Genomic DNA, 21,462 nt, shown 5'->3' with positions numbered 1-21,462 from the left:
TTGTAGAGACCTCATGTATAGAAAAAATAAACTTGTTTGGAAGTTGTCAATGGCTTTGTCATTCTCCTTGTTCTGCATGAATAGTTATGCTCAGCAAAATATTAGCGGAAAAGTCGTGAATTCATATGATAAAGCTCCTGTAGAAGGGGCCATTGTTACTATTTTGAACTCGACACATACAACCAAGACAAAAGCGGATGGAACATTCGTATTTGATAAAATAATAGATAAGTCCCCAGTTATTCGTATTTGGAGTCCAGGATTCTTCGAATCACGTATTGAAGTGTTGGGCCGAAATGAAATTGAAATAACGTTGATTTCGGAGGGACGCGAGCATTATGAAAATGTGGTTTCTGGATCCTTTTCTGCAGCTAATTCCACCGTGTTGACCGCTAATCATTACCCTAAAGGAGCTGCTACAGTTGAGCAGGTACTCACAGGGCAAATTGCTGGTTTACGTGTTACCAACAAAAGTGGGATGCCTTCCGAAGGAGGAGCTCTGAATTTTAGGGGCGTTCGGTCATTTGAAGCAAATAACAACCCGCTGGTTGTCATCGATAATGTACCCTATTTACCAGATATGGATAATTCTCCGATTATTGGCGGATACTCAAGAAGTGTCTTCGCTCCATTTAATGTGCACGACATTAAGAGTATTCGATTTTTAAAGGGTGCTGAAACAGCACGTTATGGCTCTTTAGGCTCCAATGGTGTACTGAAATTAGAAACGTCTGCATCTGATGATATGGAAACGGTCATTGAGTACCGAGGTAATTTTGGGGTAGCGCATCAATTCAGAACGTTGCCTTTACTAAATGATAGTCAATACAAGAGTTATCTTGGTGCAGTTGGTATGACTCATTATGAAGACATGGGTGAGCTCTTGACACAATTTCCTTTCCTGAAAGATGACCCGAATTATTATTATAACTATCTGTACAACAATAAAACAGATTGGCAGGATCAGATTTATAGGAATGCTTTTGTAACAGATCAGCATTTAAGGATCAAAGGTGGAGATGCCATCGCAAAATATGACCTCTCTCTTGGTGTTTTAAACCAACAGGGCGTATTGGATAATACGAACAATACGCGATACAGCACACGTTTGAATTCGAATATTGCTTTAGGACAGAAATTTGACCTGAATGCAATTATGGCATTGACCTATAGCACAGGAAGGCTGCAGGAGCAGGGTATGCTAAAAGCCACCAATCCTATGTTGGCCGCGATGTATAGAGCGCCTATTCTTAGTGCCTTTACGAAAGATAAAGACAATAATCTATTAACTGATCTGGATGGTGTGAGACAATTTGGTGTATCTAATCCCTTAGCACTTTTACAAACTGGCGATTTTACCTCAGATATCTATGATGTTTTTGCGCAGGCAAATTTGCGTTACAGGGCGACTAAAGATCTTCAATTTAATGCTTTGCTCGGCTTCTATACAAATTATAATAGACAGACAACATTTGTTCCGGGGCTTTCAAGTGGTACAATTGTACCGCTTGAAAATGGGATAGCGTTAAATACGGCACGATCGGGGGCCGGAAAAACTTCCAATATTTCATGGAATTTTTATGGAAGTTATGCGAAGCAATTGGGCAGAGACCAATTGGACGCTGGTGCCGGAATACAAGGGCTGCTCAATAGTCAGGAATATGATGCAGGTGCGGGGAGGAATACGAGTTCAGATTTTTACCGTACACTTAATTATGTGAGCAATGCGGGCCGTAAGTTTTGGGGATATGATGAAGACTGGAATTGGATGAACGTTTATGGTTATGTTAATTACAACTGGCGTAGCTTGTTGAAGTTGGATGTCAATCTTAGTGTTGACGGTACTTCGGTTACTGGCGCAAATGCCAAGAGGTTTGGACTGTTGCCGGCCGCGGACTTATCAATTTTGCTCTCTAATATGTCTTTTCTCAAAGAACATGAATCGATGAACAATCTGATATTAAAATTTGGCTACGCGAAGACTGGTAACAGCCGTTTTTCATCCAAGATGGGACAGTCGTATTACAGTAGCCAATTATATCGACAATTGGCTGGAATTGTCGTAGGCAATATTTCTAGCAATGAAATTAGATGGGAAGATAACCAAAACCTTCAAGGTAATTTGATCTTTTCTGGGCTAAATCAACGTTTAAATGTCAACCTGGGGTATTATTACAATAAAGCGAGTCATCTTTTGAATGGTTTTTCGGTGTCGCCGATAGCTGGTATCGACAGGATATTCTTAAACGGAGGGCAAATCGACAATCATGGTTTGGAAGTTGATGCTAATTTCGTTTTCGTTGATAAGAAAGATTGGTCTTTCACACTTGTAGGTAATTTATCGACATTAAATAGTTCTGTGAAAAAACTATTGAGCGTGAACCCAATATTGTTACAACAGGAAGATGATGTTGTTCGCATCCATGCGGTGGAGAAATCACCCTTTTCTTTTTATGGATATCAATCCAATGGAGTTATCGCCAGCTCCAAAGAAGCTGAACAATTGAATTTGTATGATTACAAAAATAGAATGTTTGCAGCGGGCGATATTCAATTTAAAGATGTGAATAATGATGGTATAATAGACGCTGAAGATCAGGTCGATTTAGGGAATAGTTTGCCGAAATTATTTGGGGGAGCATATTTCTCTTTGCGTTATAAGAAGCTTCAACTGCAAGGAATTATGAGTTTTACCCAGGGCAACAAGGTCTACAATGCTGTACGGAGAAGTCTTGAGGATCTCGCTGGTTACAGCAATCAATCCATTGCAGCTTTACGTCGTTGGCAAACTGATGGTCAGCAAACCGATGTCCCGCAGGCGCAATACGGCGACCCTATGGAGAACGCACGATTTTCTAGCCGCTGGATTGAAGATGCCTCTTACATGCGTTTAGAGAATTTGTCGTTGTCGTATAGATTTGGCAATCATAGGCTTAAGATTCTTTCCAATTCGGAATGGTATATCGTTGCTGAAAATTTGTTTACATGGAGTAAGTATTTAGGGCTAGATCCCGTAACAGCATACAGCAATAGCGTTGGTTATACAGGCATAGATTATGGGAAAATCCCATTACCTCGAACTTTTAAATTAGGCGTCAATTTTAAACTCTAGAAAAAGTATGAAAAGTTATCATATCCACCATGGCATAATAGTCCTGTGCTTGTTTTTGACCAGTTGCTCCAAATACTTTGAAGTGAATACCAATGATATATTGACGGACAAGGAATATGGGCAAGAAAAGAACGAATTGTATTCGGGCTATATGGGCGTAGCTGCAAAAATGCAGGCCTTGGCTGATCAGACCGTGTTTTTAAGTGATTTGCGCACAGACCTCCTTGAACCTACTGCCAATGCACCACAGGATTTGTGGGATTTGTACAATTATAAAGAAAAGAAGGGCAATACCTTTGCCAATCCGCGTACGTATTATGATCTTATTGTCAACGCCAATGCCTATTTGGAAAAGATCATAACCTATCGAAAAGCAAACCCAAAAGCATTGGAAGATGAGCACTATAAAGCATTAATTTCGGGGACGATTCGTTTTAAAGTATGGACGTATTTGACGCTAGGAAAATTATATGGACAGGTAGCCTATTTTGATAATTCTAAAATTGATCTAGACAATCTGTCATCCATACCTGTAATTTCATTAAATGAACTATTGCCCAAACTTGTTTCATTGATGGAAGTAGGTATGGACGGGGTTGATGGCAAGTATGTTGCAAACTGGGGTAATATTTTGTTCCCTGGGGTCAACACCAATCAACAGGATCTCACCTGGAATATGATTTGTCCTTCACCAGAACCATTGTTGATGGAATTGTATTTGTGGACAAAGCAGTATACAAAAGTGGTCGATATTGGTATTCGCTTTATTTATGATAATGGAAGTAATAAGTTTAAGATTAGTAATGACGATTATAATGGAGAGTGGGTGCAGGTATTTACCAGAGATCCAATAACACGGACAAGGGTATTGATTAATATTGTTCCTTATGACTTTGAAAGAAATCAGACAAATCGATTGATTCAGTTTTTTTCGAATCAAAATCCGTCCTTATATTATTTAAAGCCAACCCAAGTGGCTATGCAGCGATATCAGGATCAAATTAGATATGATGGTCATACTTTGGGTGACCAATATCGAGGCGAGAATTACACCTATTCTCTACAGAATGGCGAATGGGTTATCCGCAAATTTTCGAGAGATCGGGAGAGCCCTTCAGAGATTTATAAGAACAATGTGCATATAGTGATTTACAGAGATGCTGATGTACATTTTTTTATGATTGAGGCACTGAATAATCTGGGGATGTTTGATCAGGCCGAAGCATTGTTGAACGATGGTATTGAACTGTATCTATCAAGGCATGCAGGGAATCTGCAGTACCCATTTGATGATGCGGTGATGAATGTCAGTCTTGCCAGAAACTGGGGGATTAGGCGGCGGGTAAATCTTGCGCCTGTTTACCCGGAAGGTGTTAGCAAAGATGATTTGTCAACTGTCGAAAAAATGGATGCGTATAAGAAAGCATTTGATAAATTGGTTGTTAAAGAGACCTTGATGGAAAGTGCAGGAGAAGCAAAGGCATATTTTGCCATGATGAGGATTGCTGATCGTTGGAACGATCCTGCAATTTTAGCCGATGTGGTCGCACAAAAATATGCTTCCGGGCAAGCTAATCAGATTCATCAATATTTGTTGAATCGAAAAAATTGGTTTGTTCAGTATCCATTGGAGTAATTACGAAATATATTAACAGTTTAGTTTGCTTGAAATGCAGGATGGGTGATTACTATGGTTGAATGAAATCAATTATGCTCATTGAAATCCAGTCTGTGGAGCCGGTCAGATTGAAAGGAAAAGTCTTGGTTTCATATTCCTTTCGATCGATTTTGCCCTCTGTTTGCGGGAATTTGCGCTGTATTTGCTCAATTTTTCCACCTGTCGAATTCATTTCGACAGGTGGAAGTTTGATTTCCCCCTATGGGAAAATGTCACTGACGTTGGTCTAATTGAAAAAGTCCCCCGACTTCTTTGTTTAGTTAAATGACTTTTTCGTTCTGCCACTCGGCGAAATGAAAAAGTCGGGTGTCTGAACGATTTTTCCACAAGGGTAAATGAAAATTCCCTGTGGGAAAACAAACGAGTCACTGGTCGGAGTGACTGTTTCATGTGACGAAATCAATATTTTACAGCGCGGAATCGTTCAGACAGCATGCGAAATCAAGATAGTTCAGGACGGTTAATGTTTTTTTTTGTAATATTTTTAGTATTACTGACTGATGTACATGCTTATTACCTACTCGTTAGGTAAACCCATGATAATAATTATATGCCAGTATTAAAAGATAACTAATGACATTATCTATTAGCTCCAGAAAGTCTTAACTCTTTATAAGTACTATAATAATTGTAACATATTTATTTTAATCATACAGGACAACATATGGTCTTAAAAAAAATAATTGTTCTCCTATGCTTACTGGGAGTAGTATCTACGCTGACAGCACAATCGATGTATCAACATTTTGCAGATTCGGAGATGAAACGTTTCCCTGAGGCTTGGCAATTGGATCACGGCAAACGGCTTTATTTCGGTTATGCGCAAGGCTTAGGTTGTCTTGCCATGTTAAAAGTTTTCGAAAAGACAGGAGATGAAAAATACTTCAACTATGTGGAAAAATGGGCCGATACCTTAATCAATGAGAAGGGGCAAATCCACTTATATGAGCTCAGCACGTATAACGTGGACTATATCAACCCGGGAAAAATATTATTTGAACTTTATGAAAAGACCAAAAAGGAAAAATATAGGCTGGCTATAGAATCATTGGCGCATCAACTGAAGTATCAGCCGACTACGCTTGAGGGCGCTTACTGGCACAAATTGATTTACCCCCATCAGGTCTGGCTCGACGGCGTTTATATGACTGCACCATTTTTGACAAAGTACGCTAAAATGGTTGGCGATGACCGCTATTACGATAAGGCTGTCGACGAGATTCTGATTACGGCCAAACATACCTTTGATGCGGCGACCGGATTATATTACCACGCGTGGGATGAAAGTAAGAAGCAGGCCTGGGCAAATCCGCAGACGGGGCAGTCTCCCAATTTTTGGGGAAGAAGCATCGGCTGGTATTATATGGCGGTCATTGATGTGCTGGATGATCTCCCCGCGCGTCATCCAAGAAGACCTGCGCTAATTCAATTGGTGCAGTCCCTGGCGGAGAGTCTGGCGAGATATCAAGATCAAGAGGGCCTGTGGTGGCAGGTCATTGACCAGCCGCAGCGCGAGAGAAATTATCAGGAGGCGTCGGTAAACAGCATGTTGCTATACGCTTACGCCAAAGGTATCCATAAAAAGTATCTGCAGGAGAGCTACCGTACTCTGGTGGATCGATTATATCGTGGTATTCGAAAAAAATTATTGAAACGTGAAAATGGAGCTTGGTCATTGATCCAATGTAACGCTGTGGCTGGATTGGGCGGAAGTCCCTACCGTGATGGTAGCTATGACTACTATGTCGGTGAGCGGGTCCGGAAGAATGATACCAAGGCAACCGGTCCATTTATCATGGGCTGTATAGAAGCGGGTTTTTGATGGAGGATTCAGGTCTTTTATTTAAATATTTATAAACAAATCATTAATTTTATAATTATTAAAATCTAACAATGACCAGTTCCGTAAATCAATTTTTAAAAACCCTGGAAATTAGTGACTTCTCTGCTACTCCAAAGTATTTGCAGCTGGCAAATACAATTATTGATGCTGTAAAAAATGAAACATTGGTTCGGAATGACATGCTGCCCTCCATTAACGAACTGAGTGCATACCTTGAGATATCCCGCGATACGGTCGAAAAGGCTTACCGTTATCTAAAGAAAAATGAGATTATTGCTTCAAATCCGGGGAAGGGCTATTATGTGAATAAGACCGACGTCCAGTCAAAACTTAAGATTGCGCTTTTCCTCAACAAACTGAGTGCCCATAAAAAAATAGTTTACGACTCTTTTGCGAGGGAACTGGGTGATTTTGCCAACCTGGATCTTTTTGTTTATAATTCGGATCTATCATATCTGAATAACCTTTTGGGCAGCCTGACCAAAACTTATGATTACTACGTGCTGTTTCCACATTTTAAAGAAGGAAGGGATAAAGCTCCGGACATCATCCGCAAGATCCCAGCAGAAAAATTGATGCTATTGGGTAAATTTATCGAGGATGTGCCCGGCGATTTTCCAGCAGTATATGAAAATTATGAACGGGATATTTACAATGCTCTGGAGGAGGCAAACGAGGTGCTGAGTAAGTATAAAAGCTTAAAACTGGTATTTCCCGACTATAGTGATTTCCCAAAAGCTATTATCAAAGGCTTTTATAAGTTTTGCCAGCAATTTGCTTTTGAACATGAGTTAGTATCGGACATCGATGAGGAAAAAGTGGAGAAAGGCACCTGTTATATCAATATTATTGAAGACGATCTGGTGAAGCTGCTGAATAAGGTGATTCAAAATAAATTGGTCATCGGCAAGGATGTAGGGATCATCTCCTACAATGAAACCCCCTTGAAGAAATTCATATTAAATGGTATTACGACGATATCTACTGATTTTGAGATGATGGGGAGGCTAGCTGCAGAATTGATTATGAACAAATCGAAAGAACGGGTCGAGGTACCATTCTACCTAAAGTTAAGACCTTCAGTCTGATTCTAATAGAAAAAGACTGGTTGCATCACAACCAGTCTTTTTTTGATCTATAGCAATAAGATTATCGGCTATCCGAGAATCTTACTTTCTTAGCTGAATTTATTTCTTTAATGTTTTTACAGGGAAAAGATCAATCACGCCGGTTGCTACTTTACTGATGTTATTGATGGCTTTTTCTGGGTTATCAACATCTCCCGAGCCACGGGCCTGCCAGATCACGGAATTGGTCTTGCGGTCTATGGCTTCGATGATCAGGTGGCCATAGCGGTAGCGTTCTTTTGCCACAGGGTAATATCCGCCGCCATAAAAATAAGGTGAAAACCATGGCCGGTACCAACCCCAGGGGCCGCCCCATCCGTAATATGCACTTCCGTATACAAGACGGCTTTTGTTGTTGACAATAGCAATGTAACGGAATAGAAGGTCCGGATTATCTTTTGTATACTGAAGTCCCTTCGCCTCTAAAGCAGCGTTGGCCGCATCCAAAATATTCGTTTTGGCAATATCATTGTCAAAATAGGATTTTGAAAGCGAGTCAACAGGAGGTAACCAGGCATACGTTTTGAACGGTGTAAAATCCATCTTTTCTACCCGCGTAGTATTGTATTGGTAAGATGAACATGATGCCAGTGCAACGCAGAGCACCAAAAATAAAAGAATCTTCTTCATGGCCTATATGGAACTTAATATTTTATTTAACTAATTTTTTGTTCGTATTTTTTCGCCGCTAAGATTGTACGAGCCCAGCAGCTTGTTATGGCATTATCCCTTTATAACTTCATAGCGTAGGGACTGCATTTTAAATTTATTAATATTAGACAAAAAACAGCACACATGGTTTAACCTCTATTGTAAAATTAATACGGATATTTTGCCACTAAGGGGATTTGTCTTCCCGTACCAAATGCTTTTGGGCTAACTCGCAGAATTGGGGGCGCCTGAAAGCGCTTAAACTCCGCATTATTAACAAGCTTGCTTACTCTTTCTACTAACGATTTTTCAAATCCCATTGCTACAACTTCTGATCCTGTCTTCTCATTTTCAATCAATTCAAATAAGATGCTGTCGAGCAATTCATATTCGGGCAGCGAGTCCGAGTCCTTTTGGTCGGGACGCAATTCCGCCGAAGGTGCTTTTTCAATCGTATTGACGGGGATGATGATACGTTCCCGGTTGATATAACGGGCTAATTCGTAGGCCTTGGATTTGTAAACATCGCCAATGACAGCAATGGAACCGGCCATATCGCCGTAAAGGGTGCCGTATCCCACGGCGGCTTCGCTTTTATTCGATGTATTGAGCAGAATATGGCCAAACTTGTTGGAGATGGCCATCAGGATCACAGCCCTAGCACGGGCCTGAATATTTTCTTCCGTTGTGTCAGGCTTCAGCCCCTCAAAAAGAGGAGACAGGCTGTCTTCGTATGCCGCTGCAATAGCTTTGATAGGGACAATATGATGTTGGCAGCCTGTATTATTAACCAGATCCAGCGCATCTTTGATCGAATGATCCGAAGAATATACGGAGGGCATCAGAACGGCCAGGACGTTGTCCGCACCAAGGGCTTCACAGGCCAGTGCAGCGACCAAGGCAGAATCCAGCCCTCCCGACAATCCCAGCACGGCTCGTCTGAATCCGGATTTTTGAAAATAATCCCGAAGTCCCAAAATCAGGGCATCATGGATCAGTGCAATATCGGATACCGCATCCTTGACCGAAGCTGTTGTCGACGTAATATTGCGCTGATGATAAGTGACGTATTGAAGATCTTCTTCAAATCGTTTTAGTTCAGCTATTTTTCCTCCTTCGTTATTCAGGGCCATTGAGCGGCCATCAAAAATAATATCCATATGTGCCCCCACCTGATTAACATAAATCAGGGGCCGTTTAGACTTTTTAACCTGTTGCGCGAGTACTGTCACCCGTTTATCAAAATGTGTATAGGAAAATGGGGAGGCCGCAATATTGATCAGCAGATCGGGGTTTTCCTGCTGTAGTTCGGCCATGGGATTGCCAACATAGGAATTGCCGCCCTCATCGTCATCCCAAAGGTCCTCGCAAACAGTCAACGCAATCTTTACGCCTTTCAGTTCGATACAGTGGAAGCGCTTGTTTGGCTCGAAGTAGCGATATTCATCAAAAACATCGTAGTCTGGGAGAAGCCCCTTTTTAACAATATTTCGGACGGCACCATCTTCAATAAAAATGGCAGTATTGTACAGTTCCTTACCTTCAGGATCGCTATTTTTAACGGGAGCACCAATGATGCAGGCTATATCCTGACAGTGGCTGGCGATGTGCTGGATAGCTTCATCACATTGACGTCTAAATACCTTACTTCTTAAGAGATCCTTGGCAGGATATCCGCCGATCGCCAGTTCGGCAAATATGATCAGATCGGCGGCTGCTGATCTGGCCTGTTCGATAGCATGTATGATGTTTGCGGTATTTGCTTCAAAATTGCCAATGTGGTAATTTAATTGTGCTAAAGCTATTTTCATGTATATGTATATTAGTCATCGGGATCTAATCACAAATTTATTTCTTTTTGTCGAAAGTATTTCTTTTATTCTAGCTTTTCTGGCCTATAATTGTGACTTTTGAGAACGCGATGTTATCCGTTTCGTTATGGTTAAATACCATCCTGTGCCTTGCTCCTCTAATTGTAACATGGATGTTGCTAAAATGTTTTAACATAATTTTAACAACGTTAAATGCTGTTAAATTTCTTGACAGCGGGCGGAATCTGTGCTATCTTTGATCTATCAAAACAGAAGAAATAGATAAAGTAAGAAATAAAGGTCTTTTCATAATTTAGGTTAATAATTGGTTAGGTAAAGCTCGGAGTTCCCCACTTCGAGCTTTTTTATTTGACAACGCTCCTAAAGTGTATGGCTTTAGGAGCGTTGTTTTTACTAAATATTCTTATAAAGAGAACGCAAATTATTTGATATCGACGACTTCAATAACGAAATCCAAGGGAGAATTTGCTGGTATCTTTCCATTTGAACGATTTCCGTAACCCCATCGTGAGGGGACCATAATATGTATCTTGGCTCCTTTCTGAAGTCCTTTCTCAGTTAGCCCACCCATCTTCATGTCGCCGATCTTGTTTGGTGCAAACGCAAATGTCCATGCAGGAATAATTGTACTGTCAAAGGGGTAATAATAACCTGTGTTGGTCAAGATTTCAAACGTAGCGGTTTTATCAGCTTCGGTTTGGTCAAAGATGCTTCCATTTAATAATCTACCTGTGTATTTTACGGTAGGCCTAAATTTAAGGAGCTTTGCGTTCAGTGTATCTACAATCTTATATACGTAATTGCCTTCTCCCTGGACTAAAATTTCATACCAGATGCCTTTTTCTGAGTCATATTGAGCATCCGGATACTTACTGGCTACATAATCCTTGAGTAGAATAGAATCGGCTTTAAATTGAGCAGCCTCATCAAAGATTGGAGCGTCCTCGCTTTTGTTGCAGCTCGTAATAAAAAATGCGATCGCTGCAATTCCTAAAAGTAATGGTGTAATAAACTTTTTCATTGTGTTGATAATAATCAAAATGTTGTCCTAGACATCGCTAAAGATATACAGAATCTTTGATTACATAGTATTATGATTTATAATAATCTCAGACAATTGTATTGCGTATGCTTATTTTTTATTTTCTGATGATCTTTGATCATACAAGGTTAAAAACAAAAAACCATCCTCGGTTAGAAAATGGTTTTTGTTTTTAACAAGCTATAAAGAGTTAATTTGTAATATTTTTAATATCTTTTACATCGATAGTATAATCTAAAATAGACTTGCCAGGGATTGTGTTGCCAGTCGATTCAGCTTTTTGATCGCTATCGCCATATCCCCAAGGAGAAGGTGTTATGATGCGAATTTTAGAGCCTTTTTTCATGCCAGTGGTTGTAATACCCCCTACAGCAATTTCTTGCTGACCGTACTTTATTTTCTGTGGTAAAAATGCTCTGTGCCATACTACCGGACGTGACGCTAGATTCTTAGTCTCCGTTTTTCCCTCTTCGGTCTTTTCAAATACAGTTCCTTCGGGTTTATATTGTGAACCTGTCTGCACATACTTACCAATATATTCAACTGTTACATTTGGTGCAACGATTTGTCCATTGCTATTGAATGAATAAGTATATGAACTCTCATCTCCCGTAGCCAAGATCTGATATGCGATGCCCAAAGAATCTATATATTGCACATTTTGAAGTTGGTTGTCAGCGACATATTTCTTGATCGTCGGATACTGTTCTTCGACTCTTTTTTTATTAATGGAATCCTGAATACGTTGTTTTTCAGCCTGTTCCTTGTAAAAAGCGTCCCAGTCAAAATCGTCTTTGTTACAAGCTGAGAAAATCATCCCCAGGCACAAAAACGCCATCAAAAATTTCGTGATATTTTTCATAATTTCTTAAAGTGTGTATTAATTATAAATACTCAAACGCATCGGTCATTGGTTTCGCTACACAAATATGTTAAATTATTCTAAAAAATCATTCAACTGTTTTGAATTCAGGTATTTTTGTTGTAAACATTTTAAACGGAAGTCGCGGTCAAACCGAAATAAGCTGGGAAAGACCATCTTTCGCCCGTGTAATAATTGTAATGCTAGGGGATGATATTGTCCTTTTCTTTTCCTATTCCATGTCGGCTTCCAGATACTCTGATCAAAAGTGATATGCTGTGTGGATTCCGCGTCGAGCTTTACGGCATAGTACAAGCTATTGATACGCGATACGATCTCTGTTTTTGTAAATACCTCCTGCTCCATTTTCCTGCAGTAACTACACCAGTCTGTATGTATAAAAAGAAGAGTCTCGCGTGGTGCAACAGCCATTAAAGAGTCCAGCTGTTCAAAGCTGACCCAATTTATCCGCTCCTGACCAAAGTGCAGGAGCGGATAAAACAACATGATCAGCAGGAAGCTGCCTTTCCACGTATGTTTCATAGCAATTGTTATTTAATGAAAGTGGCCTACCCGAAGGCCGAATGTAAAGGTACGCGGGCGCGTAGGTCCGTATATGTAATCGGAGTCGCGTAATGGGCCTTTGTCAAAATCCTTTTGAAAAGCGTTGAACATGTTCTGCACGCCGCCAAAGATCTCGATACTGAAATGCTTGTGTATGGGCATGGTATACCCGAGACGCAGATTCAGTTCAACAAAATCACGCGCGTCTTTGAGCGTCATGATGTCATCCTGGATATGTGGGACGATCATTTTACCGGTATATACTCCGGTGAGATCCACTGCCAGGCGTTTGGTGGCTTTAAGATTGCTGTTCATATAGCCATAGATATTGGGGGTGCGGACATATTTCTTAGTCCAGATATCCTGGGATTCTGTTTTGCCTTCATAGATAAGTTGCTCGCGCTTATAACGCGAGCGTTGTACGGTACCGCCAGCCTGAAAGGAGATCCAGGACGAGGGAGCCACATTGATTTCGATATTCGAGCCATATACGCATGCGCCTTCGCCGTTCTGCATTTCCTGAATAATCAGGCCGTCTTTCTCTGAAGCCATGACACTCACAAATTGGTTGTTGAGATCGGTATAGAAACCCTCGACCAGCATACTGGTCTGTACATTTCCGAAGTTTTTGTTGTAACTGAAAGATCCGGTATAAGCGTTGGAGTATTCTGTTTTCAGGTTTTCCCCAATCAGCACAAATACCTGGTTACCGCCGATGGAGGTGACGTGCATATCTTCGTTAAATGCCTGTGGAGCACGGAAGCCGCGGGCATAACCTCCTCTGAACTGCAGATCTTTGCTGATGTCGTAGAGTATGGTCAGGCGTGGACTGAATGTTCCAAAGCGTTGATCTGAATTGCGGTTTATTCCTGCCAGACTATATTTACCATCGACGTAGGTATAGTCATAGCGGGCACCGATCAAGGTCTTTAATGTCGCGAAGGGCTTCCACTCGTATTGAGCATAGCTGCCCAGCCCTTTGCTCCGCTGGTCGATGGTTCTGTTGTAGCCAGCGATTTCATCCTGTGTGTCGTTGTAGGAAAACTCGATGCCTGCTGTGAATACGTCCCGTTCGAAATTATACGTGTACTGGCTTCCAGCAACAAGGGCTATGTCGTCCGTTTTACCATAAGCATTTGAAGCCAGGGTGCTGTCTGCCAACGTTGTGCCACCGCCTAGTCCGCCGTAATAACTGTCGCGCACGGTCTTCTGTACAGATCCATATGCGGACAGTTTATGCTTATAATCTTCGGAATAATGATCATAGGTGATACCACCTACGACAGAACTAGTCTGTAACTGTTCGGTAATCTGCGTAAGGTGGGGGACTTTGTCCAGCTGATCACCGCCCCGGCGGAACTCGTTGACTGTGCTAAAATCAACTGTGATTTTATCCAGATCACTGGGTTTATAGAATACTTTGGTACCAAAAGTCGTGTTACGCAGTTTGGTAATCTCTGAGAAGCCATCTCCATTGGCGTCATAGGATTGCCTATTACGGTGCATACCATAAAATGTGGCGCCGGTTTTGAGGTCCTCCGCCACCAGTGAGGTGTTGAAGTCCACGGTGTTGTCCCAGCTTTTTCCGTCGATCAGGGAGTTGGTGGATTTTACCTGCCAGTCATTCTCGACAGGATCTTTGGTGATGATATTGATGGTTCCCGCAATAGCGTTGGCACCGAACAGGGCCGAGCCACCGCTTCGAACCACTTCAATCCGGTCAATCATGCTGGTCGGTATTTGATCTAAGCCGTATACACTATTCAAGGCCGAGAACACAGCTCTGCTATTGATCAGAATCTGTGAATAAGGACCTTCCAGGCCATTTAGCCGCACTTGTGAAAATCCGCAGTTCTGACAGTTGTTTTCCACCCGTACACCGGGCTGGTAGTTCAAGGTTTCGGACATGGCGACAGACTGTGTCGCGTTGAATAGCTTAGGACCGATCACGTTTACCACCACAGGGGCGTCTTTACGTTTGACACCGTAGCGGGTAGCCGAAACGACGACCTCATCCAGGTTCAGGTTGTCTTCTTCCAACTGGATCTGTACCGGTGATTTTATGGTGTCCATGGCAATGACCTTCGTCAATGACCGGTAACCTACCGCCGAGATGTTTAACGTGATTTTCGCGCCTGTAATCGCATTAAATTTAAAGTGTCCCGCGGTATCTGATGACGTGACGGATTTGCTATTTTTGACCGTCACAGTGCCCGATGGAATGGGCTCACGACTTCTGTTGAATAGATGGCCTTCTAGGGGTGTTTGTGCATATATTGTGGATGTACCAGCCAGTAAGCTAGCGAGTAACGTGTATTGCTTTAACATAGTTGTGTTGTGATGTATATTAAAATAATAGATGCCGATCTTCGGTCACTCGAATAATAGCTACAATCCTGCATGTGCTTTTTCAGAAGCATAGTCAGTACCTGCCTAACGATCAGATAAGAAGGCGGATATGCCATTCCGAAGGTCCATAAGACCTGCTGTTGCAACCTGATCATGGGCAGTCTTTCCAAAGCTGTTATCTTAGCGTTGACCGGAAGAACACATATTAATGTAAATAAAGCCAGACCCTATATAGACTCTATTAGCATACAATGTTTGAATGCCACTTGGTTTTAATCGCGTGAAAACATGTCTTGCTCACTGTCCGTAATGAAAGTCAGTAGGCTGGTTAATATAAAGTAAAATGCTGGTTAAGCGACGCAGGGTGGGCCTCTCAGGTAATAGTGGTCGATTGTGATACCGAACACATCCGGACAGATCGTACGATAATCCGTCTTAGGGATTTCCCTTGGGATGGGAAGTTCCAGAACGGTAAATTCTGTCTGAACGTATGTATTTTGGTAAATAACGTTCAGATAGTCGATCTGATCGTCGGTTTCTTGGGGCTTTTCTTTCTTTGTAAAATCGTAAGGGTGAGTGTGCATGACAATTTCACCGGTGGATTTTACTTCCTTGTGCATAAAGACAACACCTGAAATGATAATCAGGGACATCAATACCAATTGGAATGATGCAATAAACTGACGAATATTTCCTGTTGCTTTGGACTGCATAAAAAAAGCGTTACTTTGCATGTAACGCTTCAAAAATACGATATAACTTAACGAAGTTAAAATTAAAAATAAAAAAATTCAATACTGAATATTATCTAATTAAGTGGTTGTTGTCGTCCGGAAATACAACGGAGGGCTTAAATTGCTTGGCCTCCTCAAAATCCATTGTAGCGTAGGAAATGATGATAACGATATCGCCGACTTGAACCAGGCGCGCTGCTGCTCCATTGAGGCAGATGATTCCCGACCCACGTTGTCCGGGGATCACATACGTTTCCAGACGGGCGCCGTTGTTATTGTTCACAATCTGAACCTTTTCATTGGCGATGATATTTGCGGCATCCATCAAATCTTCATCTATTGTGATACTACCCACATAATTCAATTCCGCTTGGGTGACCTTCACGCGGTGAATCTTGGATTTCATTACTTCTATAACCATGGCGCAAAGGTAAAGCTTTTTTGGTATTTTATAGTGGGCCTTTCATCATTCTACAATCATATTATCGATTAGCCGTACCCCCTCTACCCAGGCTGTAACGAGAACTACATGTTGCTTGCTAAAATCAATCTGATTGACTTCTTTTAAAGAAGAGCTTTCACAGATAGCAAAGTATTCGACCGTAATGCCAGGTGTTGAAGTTAGAATTGCTAAGGCTTGTGCCTTAATGTCTTTGAGGTCTGTCTGATCCTTGACATGGTCTTTAACATATTGCAGCGCGCGGGAAAGCGCGAGGGCGGTTGTCTTTCCAGTTTCACTCAAGCGCATATTACGGGAGCTTAGCGCCAAACCATTTTTATCCCGGACAGTCGGGCAAATGGCCAGCTGCACCGGTAGATGTTTGATTTCGATCATCCGTTTGATGACCATGACTTGCTGAAAGTCTTTCTGACCAAAACAGGCGATATCGGGCTGTACAAGTGTGAATAATTTGTACACCACCTGCGTGACTCCCTGAAAATGGCCGGGACGTTTTTCTCCTTCCCAGATCTGGTCCAGTTCGCCGAGGTCAAGATGCCATTGTTCATTGCTGTCAGGGTACATTTCTGTTACATCGGGCATGAACAGAATGTCACAAGCTACCGATTCGAGCAATTTGATGTCGTTTTCAATTGGCCGGGGATATTTTTCCAGGTCTTTGGGATCATTGAACTGAGTAGGGTTTACAAAGATGGTGCAGATCCGGATGTCACTGATCGGTCTGGCATAGTCCAACAGGGAGAGATGACCTTCGTGTAGCGCGCCCATTGTCGGGATCAGGGCGATTTTTTTATGGGATGAGCGTGCTTTCTGTAGATATACCTGGAGAGATGCTTTCGTTTTGAAAATTTCCACAATGATAAATAGTTTTTTGTTGGCAAAGTTGCATATTATTTTGGGAATATAAAACGATGATTGATAGTAAATTGCATGGTAAGTATTTTTTTTGTACCTTTGTAGACCGATTTTACTGTTCGAAAATAATAAATAAAAATAACTGGAGATGGCAAAAACGAAGATATTGTTTATTACTCACGAGATGTCGCCTTTCCTCGAATTAACCAAAATTTCTGAAATTACACGTCAACTGCCTCAAGCGATGCAAGAGAAGGGATTTGAAATCCGTATCTTGATGCCTCGTTTTGGCAATATCAACGAGCGTAGAAATAGATTGCATGAGGTAATTCGTCTTTCAGGCTTGAACATTGTTGTGGATAATAATGATAATCCGCTAATTATTAAGGTAGCTTCATTGCCTGCAGCCCGGATGCAGGTATATTTCTTGGATAATGAGGACTACTTTCAGCGTAAAAAAGTTTTTAGTGATGAGCATGGCGAATTCTTTGCAGACAATAATGAGCGTTCGGTGTTCTTCTGTAAAGGAGCGTTGGAAACTGTTAAAAAATTAGGCTGGTCGCCAGATGTAGTACACTGTCATGGATGGTTCTCTGCTTTGGTACCTGCGTATGTGAAGACAACGTACAAAGATGACCCGACATTTAAAGATGCTAAGGTGATGTATTCGTTGTTTAATGAAGAGTTTAAAGGTACATTAGGTACGAAATATGCGGAAATGGCACCTGAAGGCGCGTTTAAGGCCGAAGATGCGAAGGTTTATGGCGATGGTAGCTACGAAGCGATCTATAAAGGGGCTCTGCACTTTACAGATATGGTTGTGGTAGCCGATCAGCAGGTCAATCCAGCGATTGTCGACTTTGCAAGGTCCAAAGATATCCAGGTTTTTGAACCTAATGGTGATCAGGACTACGATGCTTTTGGTGAAGTATATGATCAATTTGCGCCCGAAGAAGTGGAAGCATAAATAGGTAAGGATAACCTAGTGAAACAAACACACAATAAAGTTAAAGAGGCTATTTCACCAGAAATAGCCTCTTTAATTTTAGGAAAGGCTCTCATACAAACGGTGGTGTGGCTACAATGATCTACCATGCGACAGCTCGGCGAGTATTCCGAATATCGTGGACAAAGTGTTATCTTCGCGGAAAACAAAGCCAAAGAGGCTTGATAGAACTAAAAGAAATAATCAGCCAACGCAAGTCGATGGCTATGTACACCAGATAGTAATGAAAATTAAAGTTGGATTTGGATTCGATGTCCATCAGATCAGAGAAGGACATCCATTTATTGTTGGTGGTGTTCAGTTGGAACATCACGCGGGCGCTTTTGGACATTCGGATGCGGATGTGCTGGTACATGCGATTTGTGATGCCATCTTAGGAGCAGCCAATTTAGAAGATATCGGTTATCACTTTCCGAATACCGATATGCGCTGGAAGGGAATCAGTAGCCTGATATTATTGAAAGAATGCATGGCTCTGATTCAGGCCAAAGGCTATCGGCTGGGCAATATCGATGCCATGTTGTGCCTCGAAGCACCGAAAATCAAGCCTTATATCCCACAGATGAAAGTGAAGCTGGCAGAAGCAACAGGCCTTGATATCGATGATATTTCAATCAAAGCGACTACCAACGAAACAATGGGGTTTATTGGACGAAAAGAAGGTGTCGTAGCGTATGCAGTCTGCCTCATCGAACGGGTATAGACAACTAGACCAGCAAACATGTGGACTTTTGATTTAATTGTAATACCTTTGTTCTGGTAAAAGCATTGTTTGGCACGTTATCTGATAACGTGGAAATAAAACCATATCGAAGTCTGTAGGAAAAAGTATAATGTCCGTCTTTGGATATGACAAACACAAATGCCGACAAAGACAAACAATGAACGTTCATGCAAGCTCCGATAAGACTTCGATAGACCGGAAAAATGGATCATAACGCATCGTATTTTGTCTAGAAAACAACAGCATAATAGCAGACGCTGGGCTTTTCGACTGCAATTGAAAATATACAAAGATGAGTTATTAATAACATCTGAAACTTAAGTAAATAGATGAAGCGAGTATCAAAAAAAAATCAGCTTACTGAAGGCGATATAAAGCGGTATACGTTTAATTTTTGGAAGATTGTCATCGGCATAGTTGCCTTGGGCTTTTTGTTCATATTGAGTGTACGGCTGGGGCTGTTTGGGAAATTACCTTCATTCAGCGATCTAGAAAACCCAAAGAGTAATCTGGCATCTGAGGTCATCACAGAGGACCATAAGGTACTGGGGACCTACTATGTGCAGAATCGATCGAATGTCAAATATAGCGAGCTTTCTCCCTATTTGGTCAAAGCATTGGTATCTACTGAGGATAAACGCTTTTATGACCACTCCGGTATCGATTATTCGCGGACCATTACGGTGATTTTCCATACGTTGACGGGCAACAAACAGGGGGGAAGTACCATTACCCAGCAGTTGGCGCTGAACCTTTTTTCCGACGGCCGTCAAAGAAACTTTTTAAAACGGGTGATCCAAAAATTTCAGGAATGGATCACTGCAGTCCGGCTGGAAAGAAATTATACCAAAGATGAAATTATCACCATGTATTTTAATACGGTTGATTTTGGTGCTTACAACACCTATGGGATTAAATCTGCGGCAAGAACGTATTTCAATACCACTCCGGATAAGCTGACGGCAGATCAGGCAGCTTTATTGGTGGGTATGTTGAAAGGTCCGGGAGCCTACTCGCCGGTGAGATATCCCGAGCGGTCAAGAATGCGCCGCAATACTGTCCTGAACAACATGGTGGCCGCCAACTTCATTTCAGCGGAGGAAGCTGCCAAAGCAAAGGAAAAACCGCTTGGATTGGAACTGAAGATAGCCAACTACGGTGAAGGTCTAGCGCCTTATTTTAGAGCGGTGCTGAAGGACGAGATTAAGAAGGAGTTTGCCAAACTGTCCATTACCAGACCGGACGGTACACCCTACGATCTAGACCGTGACGGACTGAAGATCTATACGACCATCAATATGTCCATGCAGCAATACGCGGAAGATGCGCAGAAAGAATGGATGAAGCAGCTGCAATCTAAATTTGCAGCGCAATGGAAAAACCGCGATCCTTTCAAAGGCGATAAATCAAAGCTGTTGGTCAGCGGTATGAAACGTTCTGACCGTTACCGGATCTTGAAGGAAGAAGGTTGGAGTGAGGATCAGATCAAAAAGGCTTTCAATGTTAAAGTTCCGATGAATATCTTCACTTGGAGAGGAAGTGTCGACACCCTGATGACGCCAATGGATTCGATCAAGTACAACAAATTGATGCTACGCAACGCCATGATGTCCATGGAGCCCAAAACCGGCCATATCAAAGCCTGGGTGGGCGGTATTGACTTTGAGCATTTTAAATATGACCAGGTGAAGATGGGAACCCGTCAGGTGGGTTCCACGGCCAAACCTTTTACTTATGCGGTAGCGATAGACAATGGTTACTCACCTTGTTATAGCATTCCAAACTACCAGCAGACATACAATGGCTGGACTCCAAGGGGAAATGCACAAGGCGGAAACCCAATAACCTTGGCCAAAGCGCTTGCATACTCGCAAAACTATGCCACAGCATACTTGATCCATGAGGTCGGGGCAGCAGAGGTGGCAGCACTTACCAAACGTATGGGAATCACCAGCGACGTGCCCAATTATCCTTCTATCTCGCTGGGAGCTTATGAGGCATCCGTCTTTGACATGGTAGGAGCATATTCGGCATTTGTGAATCACGGAACCTGGATCGAACCGACGGCCATTCTGCGTATTGAAGATAAAAATGGTACTCCCATTTACGATAAAGCGCCTAAAGTGGTTAAAGCACTGAACAGTGAGTCGGCATATATTATCGTGGACATGCTGAAGAAAGTTGTTTCGCAGGGAACAGCACGTCGTATCCAATGGAAATACAAGCTGACCAACCCTATCGGAGGTAAAACCGGTACCACCAACGGTAATGCCGATGCTTGGTTTATAGGTGTTACTCCCGAATTGGTCACGGGGGTATGGACAGGAGCTGAAGATCGCGAAATCAGCTTTGACAGGATGGAATATGGACAGGGGGCAGCTGCTGCTATGCCTGTCTTTGCCTACTTCATGCAACGGGTGTATAAAGATTCGAACTTAAAATACACCAAAGGGGACTTTGAACAACCACAAGGAGGACTGACGCGCGTTATTGACTGTAACCAGTACTGGGGCGGGGGTGGTTCTGATGTAGAAGATGGATCGACCGACTCCAGTATACGTGATGACGCTAAATTAAAAGATGATCGGTTAGGGTTTTAATCATAGTGAGTATTGAGGAGTGA

The 21,462-nt window shown here is 42.0% G+C and carries 16 protein-coding genes; 7 read left to right on the top strand and 9 right to left on the bottom strand.

The genetic code is table 11. The annotated features are described in order from the left end of the window. Nucleotides 1–13 precede the first annotated feature (13 nt). The 4 genes from K7A41_RS13310 to K7A41_RS13295 all read left to right on the top strand — a co-directional run bounded on the left by K7A41_RS13310 (nt 14) and on the right by K7A41_RS13295 (nt 7,721). Complete coding sequence (locus K7A41_RS13310; protein ID WP_265714065.1) at nt 14–3,112, top strand: SusC/RagA family TonB-linked outer membrane protein; 3,099 nt, start codon at nt 14–16, stop codon at nt 3,110–3,112. Nucleotides 3,113–3,119: 7 nt separating this feature from the next. Further along, nucleotides 3,120–4,748 (top strand): RagB/SusD family nutrient uptake outer membrane protein, encoded by a 1,629-nt coding sequence (locus tag K7A41_RS13305; protein WP_265714064.1) that lies wholly within the window; start codon nt 3,120–3,122, stop codon nt 4,746–4,748. A 706-nt stretch (nt 4,749–5,454) separates the two neighbouring features. Beyond that, complete coding sequence (locus K7A41_RS13300; protein WP_265714063.1) at nt 5,455–6,612, top strand: glycoside hydrolase family 88/105 protein; 1,158 nt, start codon at nt 5,455–5,457, stop codon at nt 6,610–6,612. Between the two features lie 71 nt (nt 6,613–6,683). Further along, nucleotides 6,684–7,721: a GntR family transcriptional regulator gene (locus tag K7A41_RS13295; protein ID WP_028072021.1), complete on the top strand. Its 1,038-nt coding sequence runs from the start codon at nt 6,684–6,686 to the stop codon at nt 7,719–7,721. A 99-nt stretch (nt 7,722–7,820) separates the two neighbouring features. On the opposite strand, the gene K7A41_RS13290 is transcribed toward K7A41_RS13295, so the two are convergent. From K7A41_RS13290 to panC, 9 genes are all read right to left on the bottom strand, one after another. Continuing rightward, the gene (locus tag K7A41_RS13290) at nt 7,821–8,390 is read right to left on the bottom strand and encodes a DUF4136 domain-containing protein (protein WP_028072022.1); all 570 of its coding nucleotides are present in this window, start codon (nt 8,388–8,390) and stop codon (nt 7,821–7,823) included. 188 nt (nt 8,391–8,578) lie between these two features. Further along, complete coding sequence (locus tag K7A41_RS13285; protein ID WP_265714062.1) at nt 8,579–10,222, bottom strand: NAD+ synthase; 1,644 nt, start codon at nt 10,220–10,222, stop codon at nt 8,579–8,581. 442 nt (nt 10,223–10,664) lie between these two features. Next, nucleotides 10,665–11,264, bottom strand: a complete 600-nt coding sequence (locus tag K7A41_RS13280; RefSeq protein ID WP_265714061.1) for an FKBP-type peptidyl-prolyl cis-trans isomerase — start codon at nt 11,262–11,264, stop codon at nt 10,665–10,667. Nucleotides 11,265–11,475: 211 nt separating this feature from the next. Beyond that, a complete protein-coding gene (locus K7A41_RS13275; RefSeq protein ID WP_265714060.1) occupies nt 11,476–12,147 on the bottom strand; it encodes an FKBP-type peptidyl-prolyl cis-trans isomerase in 672 nt (223 codons plus the stop codon). A 75-nt stretch (nt 12,148–12,222) separates the two neighbouring features. After that, nucleotides 12,223–12,690, bottom strand: coding sequence for a DUF255 domain-containing protein (locus K7A41_RS13270; protein WP_265714059.1), 468 nt, complete (start codon nt 12,688–12,690; stop codon nt 12,223–12,225). Nucleotides 12,691–12,702: 12 nt separating this feature from the next. Next, entirely contained in the window at nt 12,703–15,039 is a 2,337-nt protein-coding gene (locus K7A41_RS13265) for a TonB-dependent receptor plug domain-containing protein (protein ID WP_265714058.1), read from the bottom strand. 371 nt (nt 15,040–15,410) lie between these two features. Further along, nucleotides 15,411–15,773, bottom strand: a complete 363-nt coding sequence (locus K7A41_RS13260) for a hypothetical protein (RefSeq protein WP_265714057.1) — start codon at nt 15,771–15,773, stop codon at nt 15,411–15,413. Nucleotides 15,774–15,864: 91 nt separating this feature from the next. Continuing rightward, nucleotides 15,865–16,215 (bottom strand): aspartate 1-decarboxylase, encoded by a 351-nt coding sequence (gene panD, locus K7A41_RS13255; RefSeq protein WP_028072029.1) that lies wholly within the window; start codon nt 16,213–16,215, stop codon nt 15,865–15,867. 45 nt (nt 16,216–16,260) lie between these two features. After that, nucleotides 16,261–17,109, bottom strand: a complete 849-nt coding sequence (gene panC, locus K7A41_RS13250) for a pantoate--beta-alanine ligase (protein WP_265714056.1) — start codon at nt 17,107–17,109, stop codon at nt 16,261–16,263. Between the two features lie 148 nt (nt 17,110–17,257). Between panC and K7A41_RS13245 the strand changes: the two genes are divergently transcribed. The 3 genes from K7A41_RS13245 (at nt 17,258) to K7A41_RS13235 (ending at nt 21,439) form a co-directional block, all read left to right on the top strand. Continuing rightward, nucleotides 17,258–18,076, top strand: coding sequence for a glycogen/starch synthase (locus tag K7A41_RS13245; RefSeq protein WP_265714055.1), 819 nt, complete (start codon nt 17,258–17,260; stop codon nt 18,074–18,076). Between the two features lie 262 nt (nt 18,077–18,338). Continuing rightward, on the top strand, nt 18,339–18,818 hold the full coding sequence (gene ispF, locus K7A41_RS13240; protein ID WP_265714054.1) for a 2-C-methyl-D-erythritol 2,4-cyclodiphosphate synthase: 480 nt from the start codon (nt 18,339–18,341) through the stop codon (nt 18,816–18,818). A 350-nt stretch (nt 18,819–19,168) separates the two neighbouring features. Beyond that, nucleotides 19,169–21,439, top strand: a complete 2,271-nt coding sequence (locus K7A41_RS13235) for a transglycosylase domain-containing protein (protein ID WP_265714053.1) — start codon at nt 19,169–19,171, stop codon at nt 21,437–21,439. Nucleotides 21,440–21,462 lie beyond the last annotated feature (23 nt).

Origin of the sequence: Sphingobacterium sp. InxBP1, from assembly GCF_026191775.1 — a bacterium.
In the GTDB taxonomy this organism is placed as follows: Bacteria; Bacteroidota; Bacteroidia; order Sphingobacteriales; family Sphingobacteriaceae; genus Sphingobacterium; species Sphingobacterium thalpophilum.
The sequence above is the reverse complement of the archived record's forward strand: the minus strand, read 5'-3'. Positions and strand labels throughout refer to the sequence as shown.